16 protein-coding genes and 1 riboswitch are annotated in these 18,066 nt (G+C 67.6%); of the genes, 7 read left to right on the top strand and 9 right to left on the bottom strand.

The window, feature by feature from the left end:
• Window positions 1-11: 11 nt before the first annotated feature.
• The 3 genes from ACIBK2_RS32000 to ACIBK2_RS31990 form a co-directional block, all read right to left on the bottom strand.
• On the bottom strand, window positions 12-542 hold the full coding sequence (locus ACIBK2_RS32000) for a hypothetical protein (RefSeq protein ID WP_396972643.1): 531 nt from the start codon (window positions 540-542) through the stop codon (window positions 12-14).
• A gap of 175 nt (window positions 543-717) precedes the next feature.
• Complete coding sequence (gene cobN, locus ACIBK2_RS31995) at window positions 718-4,365, bottom strand: cobaltochelatase subunit CobN (RefSeq protein ID WP_396972641.1); 3,648 nt, start codon at window positions 4,363-4,365, stop codon at window positions 718-720.
• A gap of 32 nt (window positions 4,366-4,397) precedes the next feature.
• Window positions 4,398-4,519, bottom strand: a riboswitch (cobalamin riboswitch).
• A 242-nt stretch (window positions 4,520-4,761) separates the two neighbouring features.
• Complete coding sequence (locus ACIBK2_RS31990) at window positions 4,762-5,202, bottom strand: nuclear transport factor 2 family protein (RefSeq protein WP_396972639.1); 441 nt, start codon at window positions 5,200-5,202, stop codon at window positions 4,762-4,764.
• 192 nt (window positions 5,203-5,394) lie between these two features.
• Here ACIBK2_RS31990 and ACIBK2_RS31985 point away from each other — a divergent pair, with 192 nt between their 5' ends.
• Window positions 5,395-6,603, top strand: coding sequence for a precorrin-3B synthase (locus ACIBK2_RS31985; RefSeq protein WP_396972637.1), 1,209 nt, complete (start codon window positions 5,395-5,397; stop codon window positions 6,601-6,603).
• 125 nt (window positions 6,604-6,728) lie between these two features.
• Here the strand turns inward: ACIBK2_RS31985 and ddaH are convergent, their stop codons facing one another.
• Complete coding sequence (gene ddaH, locus ACIBK2_RS31980) at window positions 6,729-7,571, bottom strand: dimethylargininase (protein WP_396972635.1); 843 nt, start codon at window positions 7,569-7,571, stop codon at window positions 6,729-6,731.
• 137 nt (window positions 7,572-7,708) lie between these two features.
• Here ddaH and ACIBK2_RS31975 point away from each other — a divergent pair, with 137 nt between their 5' ends.
• The 5 genes from ACIBK2_RS31975 (at window position 7,709) to ACIBK2_RS31955 (ending at window position 11,755) form a co-directional block, all read left to right on the top strand.
• Window positions 7,709-8,146, top strand: a complete 438-nt coding sequence (locus ACIBK2_RS31975) for an Lrp/AsnC family transcriptional regulator (RefSeq protein WP_379292002.1) — start codon at window positions 7,709-7,711, stop codon at window positions 8,144-8,146.
• Between the two features lie 99 nt (window positions 8,147-8,245).
• On the top strand, window positions 8,246-8,881 hold the full coding sequence (locus ACIBK2_RS31970) for a precorrin-8X methylmutase (RefSeq protein ID WP_396972633.1): 636 nt from the start codon (window positions 8,246-8,248) through the stop codon (window positions 8,879-8,881).
• Between the two features lie 101 nt (window positions 8,882-8,982).
• Window positions 8,983-10,851, top strand: coding sequence for a precorrin-3B C(17)-methyltransferase (gene cobJ, locus ACIBK2_RS31965; RefSeq protein ID WP_396972631.1), 1,869 nt, complete (start codon window positions 8,983-8,985; stop codon window positions 10,849-10,851).
• A gap of 32 nt (window positions 10,852-10,883) precedes the next feature.
• Window positions 10,884-11,150, top strand: coding sequence for a hypothetical protein (locus ACIBK2_RS31960; RefSeq protein WP_396972629.1), 267 nt, complete (start codon window positions 10,884-10,886; stop codon window positions 11,148-11,150).
• Window positions 11,151-11,224: 74 nt separating this feature from the next.
• The gene (locus ACIBK2_RS31955; protein ID WP_396972627.1) at window positions 11,225-11,755 is read left to right on the top strand and encodes a PadR family transcriptional regulator; all 531 of its coding nucleotides are present in this window, start codon (window positions 11,225-11,227) and stop codon (window positions 11,753-11,755) included.
• Here ACIBK2_RS31955 and ACIBK2_RS31950 read toward each other — a convergent pair.
• The 4 genes from ACIBK2_RS31950 to ACIBK2_RS31935 form a co-directional block, all read right to left on the bottom strand.
• A complete protein-coding gene (locus ACIBK2_RS31950; protein ID WP_396973051.1) occupies window positions 11,741-12,475 on the bottom strand; it encodes a cobalt-precorrin-6A reductase in 735 nt (244 codons plus the stop codon). The genes ACIBK2_RS31955 and ACIBK2_RS31950 overlap by 15 nt on opposite strands.
• Window positions 12,472-13,092, bottom strand: a complete 621-nt coding sequence (locus tag ACIBK2_RS31945; protein ID WP_396972625.1) for a hypothetical protein — start codon at window positions 13,090-13,092, stop codon at window positions 12,472-12,474. The genes ACIBK2_RS31950 and ACIBK2_RS31945 overlap by 4 nt, the downstream gene beginning before the upstream one ends.
• Window positions 13,093-13,194: 102 nt before the next feature.
• Complete coding sequence (cbiE, locus tag ACIBK2_RS31940) at window positions 13,195-14,439, bottom strand: precorrin-6y C5,15-methyltransferase (decarboxylating) subunit CbiE (protein ID WP_396972623.1); 1,245 nt, start codon at window positions 14,437-14,439, stop codon at window positions 13,195-13,197.
• Between the two features lie 118 nt (window positions 14,440-14,557).
• Window positions 14,558-15,313, bottom strand: a complete 756-nt coding sequence (locus ACIBK2_RS31935; RefSeq protein ID WP_396972621.1) for an SDR family NAD(P)-dependent oxidoreductase — start codon at window positions 15,311-15,313, stop codon at window positions 14,558-14,560.
• Window positions 15,314-15,610: 297 nt separating this feature from the next.
• On the opposite strand from ACIBK2_RS31935, the gene ACIBK2_RS31930 reads away from it, so the two are divergent.
• The gene (locus tag ACIBK2_RS31930; RefSeq protein ID WP_396972619.1) at window positions 15,611-16,030 is read left to right on the top strand and encodes a PPOX class F420-dependent oxidoreductase; all 420 of its coding nucleotides are present in this window, start codon (window positions 15,611-15,613) and stop codon (window positions 16,028-16,030) included.
• Window positions 16,031-16,906: 876 nt separating this feature from the next.
• On the opposite strand, the gene ACIBK2_RS31925 is transcribed toward ACIBK2_RS31930, so the two are convergent.
• Window positions 16,907-18,034, bottom strand: a complete 1,128-nt coding sequence (locus tag ACIBK2_RS31925; RefSeq protein WP_396972617.1) for a M24 family metallopeptidase — start codon at window positions 18,032-18,034, stop codon at window positions 16,907-16,909.
• Between the last annotated feature and the right edge of the window lie 32 nt (window positions 18,035-18,066).

Raw genomic sequence — 18,066 nt, 5'->3', positions numbered from 1 at the left:
GGAATTACCCGTCAGGGCTGGTTGGCACCCGCGATGCCGCCGATGATTCCACCGATGATGCAGCCGGGGATGGCTCCGACAATGGCGAAGATCAGTCCGATCAAGAACCCGATCGCGCAACCGATCAACACGCCGGCCACGGTGGTCCCCGCGTCACCGATGAACTGCGGCGCCCCCATTTCCGGGGTCGCCGCACCTACCGGGGTCAGCGTCAAAGTGGTTGCGCCGGCGTTGACTTCCGGCGCCACCCGCACCTGCTGGCCGGACACCGACTGCATCGTGGTCGGCACGGTGGCGACCAGCGATCCGTCCGGTGCGACCACAGAGATGCCCTGATCGGGCGTCAGCACGAACGTGCCGGAGGCGAGGGTGAGCGTGGCGCCCGAGTGGTCGGGCGCGACCGCCGCCGTGTACGCGACGCCCTGATCGACACCGCTGAACGCGGCATCGGCCACCTGCGCCTCACCGTGTGCGGTGGCGGCGGCGACACCCGTTGCGGCGATGGTGAGAACTGCTGTTGCTACGAACTTCCTGATATTCATAAGGCTTTCCAATCATCTAGCCGAATCGATTGGCGTTTCCCCGAGAACAGCCATGACACACCATCGATCATGCGCTCTCGGCAACAGCGTTGTCGAGAGTTGTGCGAAGATTGAATTGCCTTGCAAGATCGCGCAATTCACCAATCCCCCAACAATTGGGGGGTTGATTTTCCCGCTATTCCAATTCCCCTTCGGTCTCCAAGTAGACCTGCCGCAATCGATCCAGTGTCGCCTGCTCCGGGTGCTCCCACAAGTCCCGCTCGGCGGCCTCCAGCAGCCGCTCGGCAATGCCGTGCAGCGCCCACGGGTTGGACTGCTCCATGAACTTGCGGTTCACGTCGTCGAAAACGTAGCTCTCCGCGAGCTTCTCGTACATCCAGTCGGCGACGACATTGGTGGTGGCGTCATAGCCGAACAGGTAGTCGACCGTCGCGGCCATCTCGAACGCGCCCTTGTAGCCGTGCCTGCGCATCGCCTCCAGCCAGCGCGGATTCACCACGCGGGCCCGGAAGACCCGGGAGGTCTCCTCGGAGAGCGTGCGGGTGCGCACCGCGTCGGGGCGGGTGCTGTCGCCGATGTAGGCCTCGGGGTTCTTGCCGGTGAGCGCGCGCACGGTGGCGACCATGCCGCCGTGGAACTGGAAGTAGTCGTCGGAATCGGCGATATCGTGCTCGCGGGTGTCGGTGTTCTTGGCCGCCACCGCGATTCGGCGGTACGCGGTGCGCATGTCGTCGGCGGCGGGAGCGCCGTCGAGGTCGCGGCCGTAGGCGTAGCCGCCCCAGGTGGTGTAGACCTGCGCGAGGTCGTCGTCGGTGCGCCAGCTCTTGGAATCGATGAGCTGCAGCAGGCCCGCGCCGTAGGTACCCGGCTTGGAACCGAAGATGCGGGTGGTGGCGCGGCGGGCGTCGCCGTGCTCGGCCAGGTCGGCTTCGGCATGCGCGCGAACGTAATTCGACTCGGCGGGTTCGTCGAGTTCGGCGACCATGCGCACCGCGTCGTCGAGCAGGGCGAGCACGTGCGGGAACGCATCGCGGAAGAAACCGCTGATGCGCACCGTGACATCGATACGGGGACGGGACAATTCGTCGAGCGAGAGCACTTCTAGCGTGGTGACGCGGCGGCTCGCCTCGTCCCAGACCGGCCGGACACCGAGCAGGGCAAGGACTTCGGCGATATCGTCGCCGGAGGTGCGCATCGCCGAGGTGCCCCACACCGAAAGGCCCACCGAGCGTGGGTATTCGCCGTGGTCGGCGAGGTAACGCGCCAGCAGCGAATCCGCCATGGCCTGACCGGTTTCCCAGGCCAGCCGCGACGGGACGGCCTTCGGGTCGACGGAGTAGAAATTGCGGCCGGTCGGCAGGACGTTGATCAGGCCACGCAGGGGTGAGCCGCTGGGGCCCGCCGGGATGAAGCCGCCGTTGAGGGCGTGCAGGACGCGGTCGATCTCGATGCCGGTTTGGCGGAGGCGGGGGACGACTTCGGTTGCGGCGAAACGGAGTACGTCACGGACCGCGGTGAGTCGGGGATCGGCGGTCAGGGCGTCGGACGGGGAGCTATCCGCTGACGCGAGGAGCGAGTCGGCGAACTCGTCGACGAGTCGGTCGACCGCGTCCGCCGACCAGTCGGCCGATTGAAGTGCGGCAACGAGTCCGCGGGCTTGGCTCTCCACGACGTCGACTCGGCCGCGGACCTCGGTGCCGGATTCGTCCAGCCCCAACGCTTCTCGCAGGCCGGGCACGTTCCGTTCGCCGCCCCACAGCTGGCGAGCGCGCAGCATGGCGAGCACGAGGTCGACCTCGCTCTCCCCCGCGGGCGCCTGGCCCAGGATGTGCAGGCCGTCGCGGATCTGCACGTCCTTGATCTCGCACAGCCAGCCGTCGACGTGCAGCAGCATGTCGTCGAAGACTTCCTCGTCCGGGCGTTCGGCGAGGCCGAGGTCGTGGTCCATCTTGGCGGCGCGCATCAGCGTCCAGATCTGCTGGCGGATGGCGGGCAGTTTGGCCGGGTCGAGGGTGGAGATGTTGGTGTGCTCGTCGAGCAGCTGCTCCAAACGCGAGATGTCGCCGTAGCTTTCGGCGCGGGCCATCGGCGGGATCAGGTGGTCGACCAGGGTCGCGTGCGCGCGGCGCTTGGCCTGGGTGCCCTCGCCCGGGTCGTTCACCAGGAACGGGTAGATCAGCGGCAGGTCGCCGAGGGCGGCGTCGGTGCCGCAGGAGGCGGACATGCCGAGGGTCTTGCCGGGCAGCCATTCCAGGTTGCCGTGCTTGCCGAGGTGCACCATCGCGTCGGCGGCGAAACCGTCAGCGGACCTGACCCATTGGTAGGCCGCGAGGTAGTGATGGCTCGGCGGCAGGTCGGGGTCGTGGTAGATGGCGACCGGGTTCTCACCGAAACCGCGGGGCGGCTGCACCATCAGCACCACATTGCCGAAACGCAATGCGGCGATGACGATCTCGCCGTTCGGGTCGGCGGAACGGTCGACGTAGAGCTCGCCGGGCGGCGGGCCCCACGCCTCGATGACGGCCTCGCGCAGGTCCTCGGGCAACGTGTCGAACCAGGCCGTGTAGGCGGCCGCGCCGATCCGAATCGGGTTGCCCTCCAACTGTTCCGCGGTCAGCCAGTCCGGATCCTGGCCGCCCGCCGCGATGAGCGCGTGGATGAGGGCGTCGCCGTCCTGCTCGTCGAGGCCGGGGATCTCACCCGGTTCGCCGAGGTGGTAACCGGCGGTGCGCATTTCGGTGAGCAAGCGGATGGCGCTCGCGGGGGTGTCGAGGCCGACGGCGTTGCCGATGCGGGCGTGCTTGGTCGGGTAGGCGGACAGCATCAGGACGACGCGCTTGCGATCGGCCGGGATGTGCCGCAGCCGGGCGTAGCGCACCGCGATGCCCGCGACCCTGGCCGCGCGCTCGGCGTCGGGGACGTAGGTGGACAGGCCGTCGGCGTCGAACTCCTTGAAGGAGAACGGGACCGTGATGATCCGGCCGTCGAACTCGGGGACGGCGACCTGGGTGGCGACGTCGAGCGGCGACATGCCGTCGTCGTTGGCGGCCCACTGTTCGCGGCCGCTGGTCAGGCACAAGCCTTGCAGGATGGGCACATCCAGGTCGGCGAGCGCGCCGACATCCCAGGCCTCGTCCTCGCCGCCCGCCGAGGCGGTGGCGGGCTTGGTGCCACCCGCGGCGAGCACCGTCACCACGAGGGTGTCGGCCTGGCGCAGTGTCGCAAGCAGTTCCGGCTCGGCGGTGCGCAGCGAGGCGCAGTACAGCGGCAGGGCGCGCGCACCCGCGTCTTCGATCGCACGGCAGAGGGCGTCGATGTAGCCGGTGTTCCCGGCGAGATGCTGTGCGCGGTAATAGATCACCGCGACGGTGGGCTGATCGGCGGCCGGCTCGGCCGAAACCCGTTCCAGCACACCCCAGCTCGGCAGCTGCACCGGCGGCTCGAAGCCGTGGCCGGTCAGCAGGACCGTGTCGGAGAGGAAGTTGTGCAGCTGCAGCAGGTTGTCCGACCCGCCAGCGGCCAAGTAATTATGTGCGTCGGCGGCGACACCGCCGGGCACGGTCGAGCACTCCATCAGCTCCGCGTCCGGCGCGATCTCGCCGCCGAGCGCCACCATCGGCACGCCGCTGGCCCGGATGGCGTCGAGGCCGTCCTCCCAGGCGCGCTTGCCGCCGAGGATGCGCACGATCACCAGATCGGCGCCGTCGAGCAGCGCGGGCAGGTCGTCCACCAGCAGCCGTGCGGGGTTGCCCCACCGGTACGCGGCGCCACTCGCGCGGGCGCTCAGCAGATCGGTGTCGGACGTGGACAGCAGCAGAATCACAGGTGACGGCCTTCCTCGGGTTACGCGCCCATCGGGGGTTGCTGCTCGCCGGAGAGGGTCTGGCTTTTCACAGTGGCGCGACCGCACCGGATTTCCACCGGTTTCCTCGTCGCCCGTCGAGCATGCAGATGCTACCTGCTGTGCGGTTGCGTTCCGCTCAGGCGGTCACCGCGCGGGCCTTCGTCGACCTGAAGCCGGCCGTGGTCCGGTCGCGCGCTGCTGCCCTGCAGGTCGCCCTACTGGGTAGGGCCTCCCGCCCAGCCTCAGGCCGAATTCGCCAAGGTCGCTTTCATCCACGGCGCTCAGCAACCCTGGTCTGGCGTTCGCGCCGCGACAGACAGGCGAAGGTGCCGCCGTTCCTTCAGGGCCGGCGTCATCTATCGCTGATCGGGCGGGTCAGGTCAGATCGGCGTTTCCATCGATGACTTTGAGCTGGTAGTGGAACTTGTTGACGCGCCAGCCGTTCGGAGTCCGCTCGGCGCCGATGGCGTAGCTGCCGACGAAGGTGCGGGTCTTACCGTTGGTGGCGGAATTCTTCACGTGTACCGCGATGGCGTCCGCGTGGACGTTGGCCGTGTCATCCGCCAGCTCGATCAGATGGTTTCCGGACTGGTGATGCAGCTCGTCCAGGTCAGCGAGCCCGACCCGCCAGTCCTCGACGATGTCGGCCGCGTCCCGCTCACCGACCGGGCCGCCGAATCCGCCGTCGAAATCGACCTTCGGCGTGAATACGGCGTCGACCAGGTCGCTCCAACGACGCTGGTCGGTGTAGACGAACATCCGGGTGACCACGTCGATGATCGCGAGTCGATCTGCCAGGGTAGAGATTTCAGACATATGTCTCACATTAGCGATCCCCAACGTTCACCGCTCGCCATTAATCACCACCATCGCCCCCTTGCCGACTTGACGTACGAAGGGTGTTCTTGACGCACGCTGCAACATGCGTCAAGAACACCCTTCGTACGTCAAGTCGCTGTCGGTGGTCGGCGGTCGACGGTCGGCGGGGGTACGTACGCTGGGTGGACTATGAGTCGACGTGTTCCGGATTCCTGTCCCGGTGTGCTGCGGTTGCATGAAGCTGCCGATGGGCCGTTGGCGCGGATACGGGTGCCCGGCGGGCGGGTGACGCCGGGGCAGTTGCAGGTGTTGGCGGAGGCGGCGCGGGAGCTCGGGGACGGGAATATCGAGCTGACGTCGCGGGGGAATGTGCAGTTGCGGCAGGTGCGGGACGCGGGTGCGCTGACCGGTCGGCTCGAGGCGGCCGGGTTGTTGCCGAGTCACACGCACGAGCGGGTTCGCAATATCGTCGCTTCGCCGCTGTCCGGTCGGATCGGTGGTTCGGCGGATGTGCATGCGCTTGTTCCGGTCCTCGATGCCGGGCTGCTGGCCGCGCCGCGCCTGGCCGAGTTGCCCGGGCGGGTGCTGTTCACGCTCGATGACGGGCGTGGGGACGTCAGTGGACTGAGTGCCGATATCGGCGTACATGCCACGGGCACAGACGAATTCGCGCTGCTGCTCGCGGGACGGGACACCGGCATTCGGATCTCGGCCGCCGACGCGGTGGATGTGATGCTCGCCGCGGCGCAGGGGTTTCTCGACCTGCGCGGCGATGACGCGGGCCAGTGGCGCCTGCACGATATCGAGGACGGTGCCGAGCAGGTGGCCGAGATGCTTGCCCTCACTCGCGGTACTGATCGAGTGGAAATCGGTGCGGCCCAGGATATTCCGATCGGCTGGCTGGATCAGGACAACGGATTGGTCAGCCTCGGTGCCGGAGTTCGTCTCGGCTCCCTGCCCGCGCGCACGGCCGAATTCATCGCCGCCATCGAGCGTCCGGTATTCATCACCCCGTGGCGCAGCCTGGTCATCACCGATATGGACGAATGGACCGCCGAGCAGGTCGTCCGCGTGCTGGCCCCGATGGACCTGATCTTCGACGCCAACTCCCCCTGGCTGCAGGTCAGCGCCTGCGCGGGGCGACCTGGTTGCGCGAAGTCACTCACCGATGTCCGCGCCGACGTGACGGCAGCCGTCGAATCAGGGCGCGTGCTTCCGGCAGAGCCGAATCAGCCTACGCACCAGGACATCCCGATCCTCGCCGCAGCCGAGGTGACCGTCGCCGGCCGCCAACACTGGTCCGGCTGCGACCGCCGCTGCGGCCGCCCCCGCGGCACAGTCACCGACGTCATCGCCACCGACACCGGCTACCGCCAATCCTCGCCGCCGACGACCTGACCGTCACCGCTCTCGCCGCCAATCACCGAAATCCGCACTCCCTCTCGGGATTTGCACTCGCAATAGGGCCGAATTCTGAGTGCAGATCCCGAGAGTGGGTGCGGATTTTGCGGTGATGGGGTTGGCTACTCGTGGACTTCCAGGGTGCAGCACTTGACGCTGCCGCCGGCCTTGAGGAGTTCCGACATGTCGATGCCGATCGGGTTGTAGCCGCGGGCGCGCAGGGCTTCGGTCAGGGCCGTGGCCTTGTTGCTGAGGAAGACGTTCAAGCCGTCGGAGACACCGTTCAAGCCGAGGACCTCGGCGTCCGCGTCGGTGGCGACGATGGCGTTCGGGAACAGCTCGGTGAGCACCGCCTGGCTCGCCGCGCTGAAGGCGGGCGGGAAGTAGGCGATGGTGGTGTCGTCGAGGGGCAGCAGGACGGTGTCGAGGTGGTAGAAGCGCGGGTCGACCAGCTCCAGCGACACTACCTCGCGCGAAAAGTGCTGGGCCACTTCCTGATGCGCGGCGAGCGAGCTGCGGAAGCCCATGCCTGCCAGCATCCGCTCGCCGACCAGGAGGAAGTCGCCCTCGCCCTCGTTGATCTCGGTGGCCTCGACCAGTCCGGCGAGGCCGTGCTGGGCGAACCAGTTGTGGTAGGCCGGGCCCTCGGCGGCCCGCTGGACGTGGGTGAACCTGGCCGACATCGCGCGGTCGCCCACGATGAGTCCACCGTTGGCGGCGAACACCATGTCGGGCAGGCCCGGCACGCCGGGCACCACGTCGACCTTGTGCCCGTACTCCTCGTAGGTGGCGCGCAGGGTTTCCCACTGCAGCAGGGCGAGGGCGCGGTCGACCGGCGCATCGGGATCCATCCACGGATTGATGCAGTAGGTGACCTCGAAGTAGTCCGGACGGCACATGACGAACCGTCGCGGCGACGACTTACGAGCGGTGGACTCGGCGCGGAGGGTGGCTACAGACGTCAACGTGTCTCCCGTAGGTCGGCGCGATTTTGCGGCTCACACGACCGTAATTCGCCTACTATTGCGCCAGGAACAACGAATCGTTGCGCATTTCGCCCCTGAAACACCGAATCGTTGTGCAACGAGGAAGCGAGTGTGACGTGGACGACATCGACCGGCGGATTTTGGAGCACCTCCTCAGACAGGCACGGGCCTCGTTCCAGGAAATCGGCAGCGCGGTCGGCCTCACCGCGCCCGCGGTGAAACGGCGCGTCGACAAGATGGTCGCGAGCAAACAGATCACCGGTTTCACCGCGATGGTGAATCCGGCGGCGATGGGCTGGAAGACCGAGGCGTACGTCGAGGTGTACTACCGCGACAACATTTCCCCCGCCGAACTGCGCCGCACCCTCGAACCGATCCCGCAGGTCGTCGGCGTGTGGACGATCGCGGGCGAGGCCGACGCGCTGATCCACGTGATGGCCACCGACATGGCCGAAATCGAGGTGACCGTCGAACGAATCCGCGAGAACGCCCGCGTCGGCCGCACCCGCAGTTCCATCGTGATGTCCCGCATCCTCGAACGCCCCCGCACCTGACCCACCGACTCGGCGGGCGATCCAGCTGTCGGCGTCGAACCGGTTACACCAGCTACCCGCGCCGACCTGGCCGCGAGAACACCTCTTAGGGTGGACCGCATGTCCGACGTGCGTGCCAGCTACCTCACCGACGGGGCCGAGATCTATCGGCGCTCGTTCGCGATGATCCGCGCCGAGGCGGAGCTCGGCGGGTTCCCGCCGGACGTGGCGCAGGTGGTGGTGCGGATGATCCACGGGTGCGGTCAGGTGGATTTGGCCGGGGATGTGGCGTTTTCGCCAGGGGTGGTGGCTTCGGCGCGGGCGGCGTTGCGGGCGGGGGCGCCGATTTTGTGTGACGCGAACATGGTTGCCTCCGGTGTCACGCGTAAGCGGCTGCCCGCCGACAATCCGGTGATCTGCACGCTCGCCGATCCGCGCGTGCCGGAACTCGCTGCGAGCATGGGTAATACGCGTTCCGCAGCGGCGCTCGAGCTCTGGCGCGAGCACCTCGACGGCGCGGTCGTCGCCATCGGGAACGCGCCGACCGCGCTATTCCACCTGCTCGACATGCTCGATGCGGGTGCGCCGCGACCGGCCGCCATCCTCGGCATCCCCGTCGGCTTCATCGGTGCCGCGGAATCCAAGGACGCGCTGATCGATTTCGGCGGTGTCGAGTTCCTGACCGTCCGCGGCCGACGGGGCGGTAGCGCCATCACCGCCTCTGCACTGAATGCGATTGCGAGCGAACAGGAATGACGGACGCGACGACAAACTCCGCGGCGTCGGTGGAAACTGAATTGCGAACGGTGCCAGGTAAATTGTGGGGTGTTGGGCTTGGGCCCGGCGATCCTGAGCTGGTGACGGTGAAGGCGGCGCGGGTCATCGCCGAGGCCGATGTGATCGCGTTCCACAGTGCGCGGCATGGGCGGAGTATCTCCAAAGGCATTGCCGCGCCGTATATGCGGGCGGGGCAGCTGGAGGAGCACCTCGTCTATCCAGTGACCACCGAGACCACCGACCATCCGGGCGGTTACCAGGGGGCGATCGACGAGTTCTACGAGCAGGCCGCGCAGCGACTGGCGGGGCATTTGGCGGCGGGGCGGTCGGTCGCGCTGCTCGCCGCGGGCGATCCGCTGTTCTACAGCTCCTACATGCACATGCACCGACGGTTGGCCGATCGGTTCGAGGCCGAGATCATCCCGGGCATCACCTCGGTGAGCGCGGCGTCGGCGGCGCTCGGCACCCCGCTGGTCGAGGGCGAGCAGGTGCTGACCATCCTGCCCGGCACCATGCCGGTCGACGAGCTCACCCGTCGGCTCCGCGACACCGAGGCCGCCGCCATCATGAAGCTCGGCCGCACCTATCCCGGTGTGCGCCAGGCCCTTTCGGATTCCGGTCGTCTCGCCGACGCCTACTACATCGAACGCGCCAGCAGCACCCGCCAACGCGTGCTGCGCGCCGCCGATGTCGACGACGCCGACGTCCCCTACTTCGCCATCACACTCGTCCCGGGCCCTACGCCGACCACGCCGCTCCCCCGCGTGGACACGGGACCTGCGGTGAAGCAGCACAAGTCGACGGGCGACCACGCCGAGCATACGAATCCTCGTGCAGCGGAACCCCACACGAAGCACCGCGACTCAGTGGCGATCAGCTCTGGCGCATCAGGCGGTCAGCAGAGGGCCGTCTCGCATGTCACTATTTCCACGACCGACCAGCCCGGTGCCGCCCAGGATTCCGCGCCGCTCACGGGTTCTACTGGTCCCACCAACGAATCCGGCTCGCCCGCCCATCATTTCGCCGACAACGCCGCGTCGACGGGCAGCGCCACCACTACGACCGAACCTCGCGCCACCTCCGCACCGCGCGCTACTCTCGCCACCGCTACCGACGAATCCCGCTCGGCCGCGCATCATTTCGCTGACAATGCTTTCCCGGAACGCAGCGCCGATCAGTCTGGTCAAGTTGTCGTCCTCGGGCTCGGTCCCGGCGCGGCCGAATGGACGACCAGCGAGGTCAACGAAGCACTAGCCGACGCAACGGATCTCGTCGGTTACACCACCTACCTGAACCGGGTGCCGTCGCGCCCGGGCCAGCGCAGGCATGCCAGCGACAATCGCGTCGAGTCGGAACGCGCCGCGATGGCGTTGGATCTGGCCAGGCGGGGCGCGCGGGTCGTGGTGGTGTCGTCGGGTGATCCAGGGGTGTTCGCGATGGCGGCGGCGGTGTTGGAGGAGGCCGCCGATCCCCAGTGGCGTGGGGTGCCGGTGCGGGTGCTGCCTGGTCTCACCGCGGCCAATGCGGTGGCCAGCCGGGTCGGCGCGCCGCTCGGCCACGACTACGCGATGATCTCCCTCTCGGATCGCCTCAAGCCGTGGGAGGTTGTCGCCCAACGTCTTTCCGCCGTGGCCGCCGCCGATATGGCGATCGCCGTCTACAACCCCGCCTCGTCCCAGCGCACCTGGCAGGTCGGTGCCATGCGTGACCTGCTGCTGGAGCATCGCAAGCCCGACACGCCCGTGGTGCTCGGCCGCGATGTGGGCGGGCCGACCGAGTCGGTGCGGGTGGTGCCGCTCAGCGAACTCGACCCGGCCGACGTCGACATGCGCACCCTGCTGATCATCGGCGCGTCCACCACCGCGACACTGGAAACCGACCAGGGGGTCCGCGTTTACACCTCGCGGCGCTACGCACGCACAGGCGACGCGACCTCGCCCGACGCGTAAGATCTCCTGACGCACTGACGATTGGAGGGATCTTGGCCGCGACACTGTCGGAGCTGACGCTGCGCGCCCGAGCCCTGGAGGCCCGAGCTACTGCCGGCGAACAAGCACTCGACGAGCAGGGTGATGTTCTCAGCGAACTCGCGGCTCTCACCAGAAAGGCGCTCGACGGCATCGACCGGATCGAGGAGCGCACCGAGAAAATCGAGGAAGACCTCGTCGAACTGCGCCTCGGGCAAGCGCGGTTGGAAGAGGGTATGGCGCTGGTGCTCGCCCGTCTCGATCAGCTGACCAGTAAGTAGGCCAGGCGGCGAGATCCGGCGCACGTTCGTATAACATTCCATTATGGAAGGTTGAGAGCGAAGGGAGCAGTCGGTTGACGAACACCGCGACCAGCCGCAAGCCGTTGAACTCCACGGCCGCGTCGCTGCTCGGATTTCTGCACGAAGGGCCCATGTCGGGCTGGGATCTGGTGGCCCAGGCCCAGCAACGCATCGGCGACTTCTGGACGATCACGCAAAGTCAGGTCTACCGGGAACTCGGCACGATGGACGCGGCGGGCTTGGTGGAGAAGGGTGTGCCGGGCGCTCGTGAGCGCACTCCCTATCTGATCACCGACTCGGGGCGGGAAGCCTTCCTGGAGTGGATCGCCCGCGACCCCGGTGGCGAAAACATCCGCTTCCCCTTGCTATTGACGCTTGCCTTCGGTGACCACCTCGATCGACCGCATCTCGATCGAATGATCGCCGCCAACAAGGAGATTCACCAGGAGCGACTTACCAAGTACCTCGCCGAGGACCCCAGCTGCATGCCCGCCTTCGCACGCGCGACGCTGGATTTCGGCATCGGATACGAACGCGCGGTACTCGACTGGTTCGACCGGCTGCCCGAACTACTCGGCAACTGAGCGAAGCCAATCCCAGACCTGGGCAACACTTTCCATGGCCACGGCGCCCTCGGGCAGCGACGGCCGGTCGATCATGACGACCGGCAGGCCCGCCGAGCGGGCGGCGGTCAGCTTGGCGCCGTTCTGGTCGCCGCCGCTGTCCTTGGTGACCAGCAGGTCGATGCGCCTGTCTGCTAGCAGCCGGGTTTCGTCGTCGACCGTGAAAGGTCCACGGGCGAGCAATAATTCGTGTTGTGACGGTAACGCACCCTCAGGTGGGTCGATGGCGCGGATCAGAAACCAGGGGCGAGTCAGCTCGGCGAAAGCGCCGACGCCCTGACGGCCGATGGTCAAGAAGACGCGATCGCCCTGCTCATCAACGGTTTTCGCGGCGGCGGTGAGATCGGGGACCCGAATCCATTGGTCGCCTGACTGTTCGAACCAGCCGGGCCGTCGCAGATGGACGAGCGGCAGATCCGCCGCCGCTGCGGCGGCATTCGCGCTGATGACGCCCGCGAACGGATGGGTGGCATCGACCACGGCCTCGATCTCGTTGGCCACCAACCATTCCCGCAGGCCCTCGACCCCGCCGAAGCCGCCGACGCGCACCGCGCCGACCGGCAACAGGGGGTCACGAACGCGACCGGCGAGCGAGGAGACGATGTCGAATCCTTGCTCGCCGGCCGCGATGGCGGCAAGTTCCCGGGCTTCCCGGGTACCGCCCAGAATCAGGGTTTTCAGGGCTGGCCGCTGAAGTAGGCGATGCCCGCGTTCAGCAGCGACGGCCCGCCCGCGACGGCGAGGCCGATGATCGCGCCGAGCACGGCACCGGGCAGGATCCCGACACCGAAGAACAGGATTCCGACTGCGGCGCCGATCAATCCGCCGACCAGCGCGCCCAGCGAACTGCGCTGCAGCTCGGCGAAGAACCAGTCCTGCGCGCCGATGAACTCGGCGGCGACCGGGGCGTTCGCGGTCGGCGCGACCTGCGGGGTCAGCGTCAGCTGCTTGGCGTCGTCGGCGATGGTGGCGGCGATCGCCACCTGCTCGCCCTTGGCGGTCTGGGTGAGCGGGATGGTGGTGACGGTCTCACCCGCGGCATTCGTCAAGGTGACCGACTGCTTGTCGGTGGCCAGGCTGAACGCACCGCCGGTGACGTTGGTGACGACCGACTTGCCCGCGTCGGCCAGCTGCAGGGCGTAGCTGATGCCCTGGTCCTGGCCCTTGACGGTCGGTGCGGCGGCTTGATCCTGCGCGGCGGGCGGCGCGGGAACGGGCGCGGCATACGCGGTGCCCGCGCTGATGCCGGTCGCGGCGATGGCCAAAAGTGCGGTAGCGGCGAACTTCTTGTATTTCATCTATCTCCCCATCAGGAACCGGATTTCCGATCATGACCGGATCTCGGCCCCGACCCTACCTGCTGGGATGCGGTCCTCTCATCCGTGGACCTCATTTTGCGATCATTCACTGTGCAGTTTCACAACTGACCACTGCGTGACCGGCAGTTGCGGGCGCCATGTCGTGAAAGATCCCAGTGGCTCGGCACGGTAGATCTGAAACTTCCGCAACGTGCCGCCGTGGCTGGCCGCCCAGCTGAGCAGCAGCGATTCGGATTCCGCGGTCACCGCGTTGGCGACGAGCCTGCCGCCCTGGCGCAGCTGCGACCAGCATGTCTCGAACAGGCCAGGCTGGGTGAGGCCGCCGCCGAGGAAAATCGCGTCCGGCGAAGGGAATTCGGCGGTGCTGTGCAATTCCGCGAGCACTTCGCCGTGCACAGTGATGTGTGGGACGCCCAAAGTGGCTGCGTTGTCCGCGATCTGGCGTCGACGACGTTCGAGTTGTTCGAAAGTGAGTGCACGGCAACTGGGATTCGTACGGCACCATTCGATGGCGATGCTGCCCGAGCCGCCGCCGATGTCCCACAGGAGTTCCCCGGGTGCGGGCGCCAATGCGGACAGGGTCAGCGCGCGCACCTCGTTCTTGGTGAGTTGACCGTCGCCGCTGAACAATTCGTCGGGCAGGCCGGGCAATCGCGTCGCCCGAACATGTTCCGGGTCGGCGACGCATTCGATCGCCACGATGTTCAGCGGATCTCCAGCGGGCCGCTGCCACTGCTTCGCGATCCCCGCCTCGATCCGCTCCGCCGGACCACCCAACTGCTCCAATACCGTCACCGATGAATCGCCGAACCCATTGCGCCCCAACAACTCCGCCAGCAGTCCCGGCGTCTGCTCATCGGCACTGAGCACCAGCACCCGCCGCCCATCCCCCAGCTCCGGCAGCACCGTCTCCAACGCCCGCCCCACCACACTGACCACCGGCGTCTCCGCCAACCCCCACCCCAACCGCGCACACGCCAACGACGCCGACGACGGCTGCGGCAAAACCTGCAGCGCGTTGGCCCCCAACAACCGCGCCAACGTCACCCCGATCCCATAAAACATCGGATCCCCACTGGCCAGCACACACACCCGCGCCCCGGCATACCGCTCGAACAACCCAGCCAACGCAGGCACCAACGGCGACGGCCACACCACCCGCTCCCCCACCGAATCCCGTTCCGGCACAAGATCAAGCTGCCGCGCCGACCCGAAAATCACCTGGGCGGACGCAATCGCCTCCCGCGCCGACCGCCCCAACCCATCCCATCCGTCAGCACCGATCCCCGCTACCACAACCGGCGGCCCCGACCACGCCACCGTCATCCGAGTTCACCTGACAGCGCGCGCATCCCGCGGCAATCGGCCGTCACCCCAGCACGTTGCGCGATACCCGCGCGACGACATGGCGTCGCCGACCGGATCGTGTCGCCCTGCCGACCGGTCACCGCGGCATCCGGCGCCAGATCGCTTGGGGCAGTAGGCGCATCGCGAAAAAGACGAGGCGGAGGATGGCCGGCGTCACGACGACTCCCGCGCGTTTGTGCAGTCCCTTGACCACCGCGGCGGCTACCTGATCGGGGGTGCTGGAGAACGGTGCCGGGTCCATGCCCTCGGTCATCCGGCCGATGACGAAGCCGGAGCGCACCAGCAGGAGATGAACGCCGGTGCCGTGCAACGCATCCGCGAGTCCGCTGGCGAAACCGTCGAGGCCCGCCTTAGCCGATCCGTACACGTAGTTGGCCCGGCGGACCCGCACACCTGCGATCGAACTGAACACGACGAGCTGTCCTTCGCCTTGCGCGCGAAGCAGATTCGCGAGTGTAGTGAGGACGCTGACCTGGGCGACGTAGTCGGTGTGCACCACGGCGAGCGCGTGGGCCGGATCCTGTTCGGCCCGCGCCTGATCGCCGAGCACGCCGAAGGCGAGCACCGCCACGCCGATCTGCCCGTACTCGGCCGCGATCTTCTCGAAGAACGCCGGATGGTTCGCCGTGTCGTCGGCGTCGAACTCCACGCAGTGCACGGCCGCCGCCCCGCCGTCCGTCAGCGCAGCGGTCTGCTCCGCCAGGTCGCCACTGCGCCGTGCTGCGAGAATCACCACCTGCCCCGGTGCCAGCCGCCGCGCCACCTCGAGCCCGATCTCGCTGCGCCCACCGAGCAGCAGCACCGTCCCCTCGGCAATCCCTCGCAATCCCATGCGCTAAGTCTGTCATTCCGCACCTGCCCACCCGCGTCACCCCACGACGAACGGTCACGGCTGAGCCGTTTCACGAAAACGGCCTCGGTGAGGGCCCGTTGATCACGCTGCAATCCATCGAGTGGCACCAACGCGAGACTCTTTCGCCTCGCCTCCACCATGTGCCACTCGAAGTCCAAGCTGGGTGCGGAGACCTCGAGAACGGATGGGGAGTTCGGACATCGCGCAAGTGAGCCGGACCGCACGGCCATCGTGCCCCTGCGGAGTCGGCCCCGGGGCGGCGGCTACCGTCGAGGGATGCCGACGCAGACCGTAGAGCTTTCGCCCGCCGCGCTCGAGTTCGTCATCGAACGGCACCTGGCCACGTTGACCACGTTGCGCGCCAACGGGACACCGCACGTCGTCGCGGTGGGATTCACCTGGGACCCGGAAGCGGGGATCGCCAGGGTGATCACCGACGGCGGCTCGGCGAAGGTGCGCAACGTGCGCCGGGGCGGTTACGCGGCCGTGAGCCAGGTCGAGGGACGACGCTGGCTCACCCTGGAGGGCCCAGCCACCGTGCTCGACGCCCCGGACGCCGTCGCCGAGGCAGAAACCCGCTACGCAGGCCGCTACCGAGTCCCCCGCGAAAACCCGACCCGAGTAGTCATCGCGATCGAAGTCCACCGCGTCCTGTCCAGCTCCACCCTGGCCACCGCAGCCGCCGACCCGCAGTAGCACCGGCAGCGGATTTCGATGCCACACCACAGGCAACGGTCGCACCAGACCACGCCGTCTCCTCACCACGCGCGCATCCGAACAGCCGGCCACAATTCGTGCCGAGCCATCAAGCAGCTCGATGCAGGTGCCGGTTCGCGGAAGGACGTCCACCGAACACCTTCCACTCCCCCTAGCCCGCAGTAGCACGTCGGATCGGGCAGCGGATTTCGATGCCACAAGAGGCAACGATCGCACGCCGTGTCCCCATGACCGCGCCCATCCGAATACCCAGCCGCCAGGCCGCTGGACCCGGTCGCGCCGAGCATCGAGCAGCTCGGTGCATTGCGGGTACTGGTTCGCGGATGGCCGCGGCGGACCTTCCGCTGCTTGACATAGGGTCAGCGTCGGTTCCAAGGCGCGGTCTTGAAGCGCCGTCAGGCTGTGCTGGCGATCGACCCCGCCGTCGCCTTCGACCGAGTCCTAAGTCGCAGCGGTGTAGCACACGCAACGGCAGTCCCGGCGCGAATACGTCTGCAGCCGCACCACTTTCGTGGACCTGCAGCCAGCCTGAGGCTCTAGAACGATCCCAATAGACGGTGCGGATGTGGTCGACTGACAGACCGTCGATCGCCGGGTTTACGACTGACACCCAACCCAGATGCGAACCCTCCGCTGGTACATCAGCCGGCTGCTGGACAGGTGATCACAGGGAACTGATGCAGGCATCGGTCGAGAGAGACCAATGACACCATTTCCTCGTGATCACCTGTTCAGCAACATATCTCGGGTGATCACGGCAAGCAGATCGCTGATCAGCACGCAGCTCCGAGCCGCCGAAGGAACCGCGCTCGCTCTGTGCTCCAGAGCGGGCGCGGTCCGGGACGCAGTGGCCGGTTACAGGACCGTGAGCCCGTGCGGCCGCAGGTTCATGGACTCGCAACCGTCTTCGGTGACCACGACGATGTCTTCGATGCGGGCGCCCCAGTTGCCGCGGAAGTAGATGCCGGGTTCGATGCTGAAGGCCATGCCCTGCTGCAGGATCAGGTCGTTGCCTTCGACGATGTAGGGCTCTTCGTGGACCGAGAGACCGATGCCGTGGCCGGTGCGGTGCACGAAGGCGGGGCCGAAACCGGCTTCGGTCAACAGGTTTCGGGCGGCGGCATCGACGGATTCGGCGGTGACGCCGGGACGGACGGAGGCTACGGAAGCGGCCTGGGCCTGTTCGAGGGCGGCGAAGCTGGCGGCGATCTTCGGGTCGGGTTCGCCGAGGACGTAGGTGCGGGTCGAGTCGGAGTAGTAGCCGGGGTCGACCGGGCCGCCGATGTCGATGACCACGACGTCGCCGGATTCGATGCGGCGCTCGGAGTCGTGGTGGTGCGGGTCGGCGCCGTGCGGGCCGCTGCCGACGATGACGAACGCGGCCTCGGTGTGGCCTTCCTCGACGATGGCGGCGGCGATATCGGCGCCGACCTCGGCCTCGGTGCGTCCGACCTGCAGGAATTCACTCATTCGCGCGTGCACCCGGTCGATGGCGGCACCGGCGCGACGCAGCGCGTCGATCTCGGCGGCGTCCTTGATCATGCGCAGTTCGCGCAGCACCGGCGTGGCGGAGGCGGGCAGGCCGGTGAACGATTGGGCCAGCGGGATCAGGTGCAGTGCGGGCATGGCGTCGGCGACGGCCACGCGGGAGCCGGCGTGCAGCGCGGACTTCACGATGCCGTACGGATCGACGCCATCGACCCAGTCCAGGACCTGCAGGCCGAGTTCGCCGGCCGCGGATCCTTCCAGTGAGGCCAGTTCCAGTTTCGGAATGACCACCGAGGGGGTCGCGCCATCGGCGGGGATCACCAGGCAGGTCAGCCTTTCGAACGACTCGGCGGCCGACCCGATCAGGTACCGCAGATCCGGGCCCGGCGTGATCAGCAAAGCGTCCTGATGAGCGGCCCGCATCAGCTCCACCGCCCGCTCCAACCGCTTACCGTAAACGTCCGCCGCGAACCTGGAATCCGTATGCGAGCTCATTCATCCGACGTTACCTGTCCGACCCGCGCACG

Source organism: Nocardia sp. NPDC050175 (assembly GCF_044459885.1).
Taxonomy (GTDB): Bacteria; Actinomycetota; Actinomycetes; order Mycobacteriales; family Mycobacteriaceae; genus Nocardia.
The sequence above is the reverse complement of the archived record's forward strand: the minus strand, read 5'-3'. Positions and strand labels throughout refer to the sequence as shown.

Bases quoted from the DNA above. Each gene is read 5' to 3' on its own strand.
- ACIBK2_RS32000 (WP_396972643.1), bottom strand. From the start codon at position 542: ATGAATATCAGGAAGTTCGTAGCAACAGCAGTTCTCACCATCGCCGCA.
- ACIBK2_RS31990 (WP_396972639.1), bottom strand. From the start codon at position 5,202: ATGTCTGAAATCTCTACCCTGGCAGATCGACTCGCGATCATCGACGTG.
- ACIBK2_RS31985 (WP_396972637.1), top strand. From the start codon at position 5,395: ATGAGTCGACGTGTTCCGGATTCCTGTCCCGGTGTGCTGCGGTTGCAT.
- ACIBK2_RS31970 (WP_396972633.1), top strand. From the start codon at position 8,246: ATGTCCGACGTGCGTGCCAGCTACCTCACCGACGGGGCCGAGATCTAT.
- ACIBK2_RS31945 (WP_396972625.1), bottom strand. From the start codon at position 13,092: ATGAAATACAAGAAGTTCGCCGCTACCGCACTTTTGGCCATCGCCGCG.
- cbiE (WP_396972623.1), bottom strand. From the start codon at position 14,439: ATGACGGTGGCGTGGTCGGGGCCGCCGGTTGTGGTAGCGGGGATCGGT.
- ACIBK2_RS31935 (WP_396972621.1), bottom strand. From the start codon at position 15,313: ATGGGATTGCGAGGGATTGCCGAGGGGACGGTGCTGCTGCTCGGTGGG.
- ACIBK2_RS31930 (WP_396972619.1), top strand. From the start codon at position 15,611: ATGCCGACGCAGACCGTAGAGCTTTCGCCCGCCGCGCTCGAGTTCGTC.
- ACIBK2_RS31925 (WP_396972617.1), bottom strand. From the start codon at position 18,034: ATGAGCTCGCATACGGATTCCAGGTTCGCGGCGGACGTTTACGGTAAG.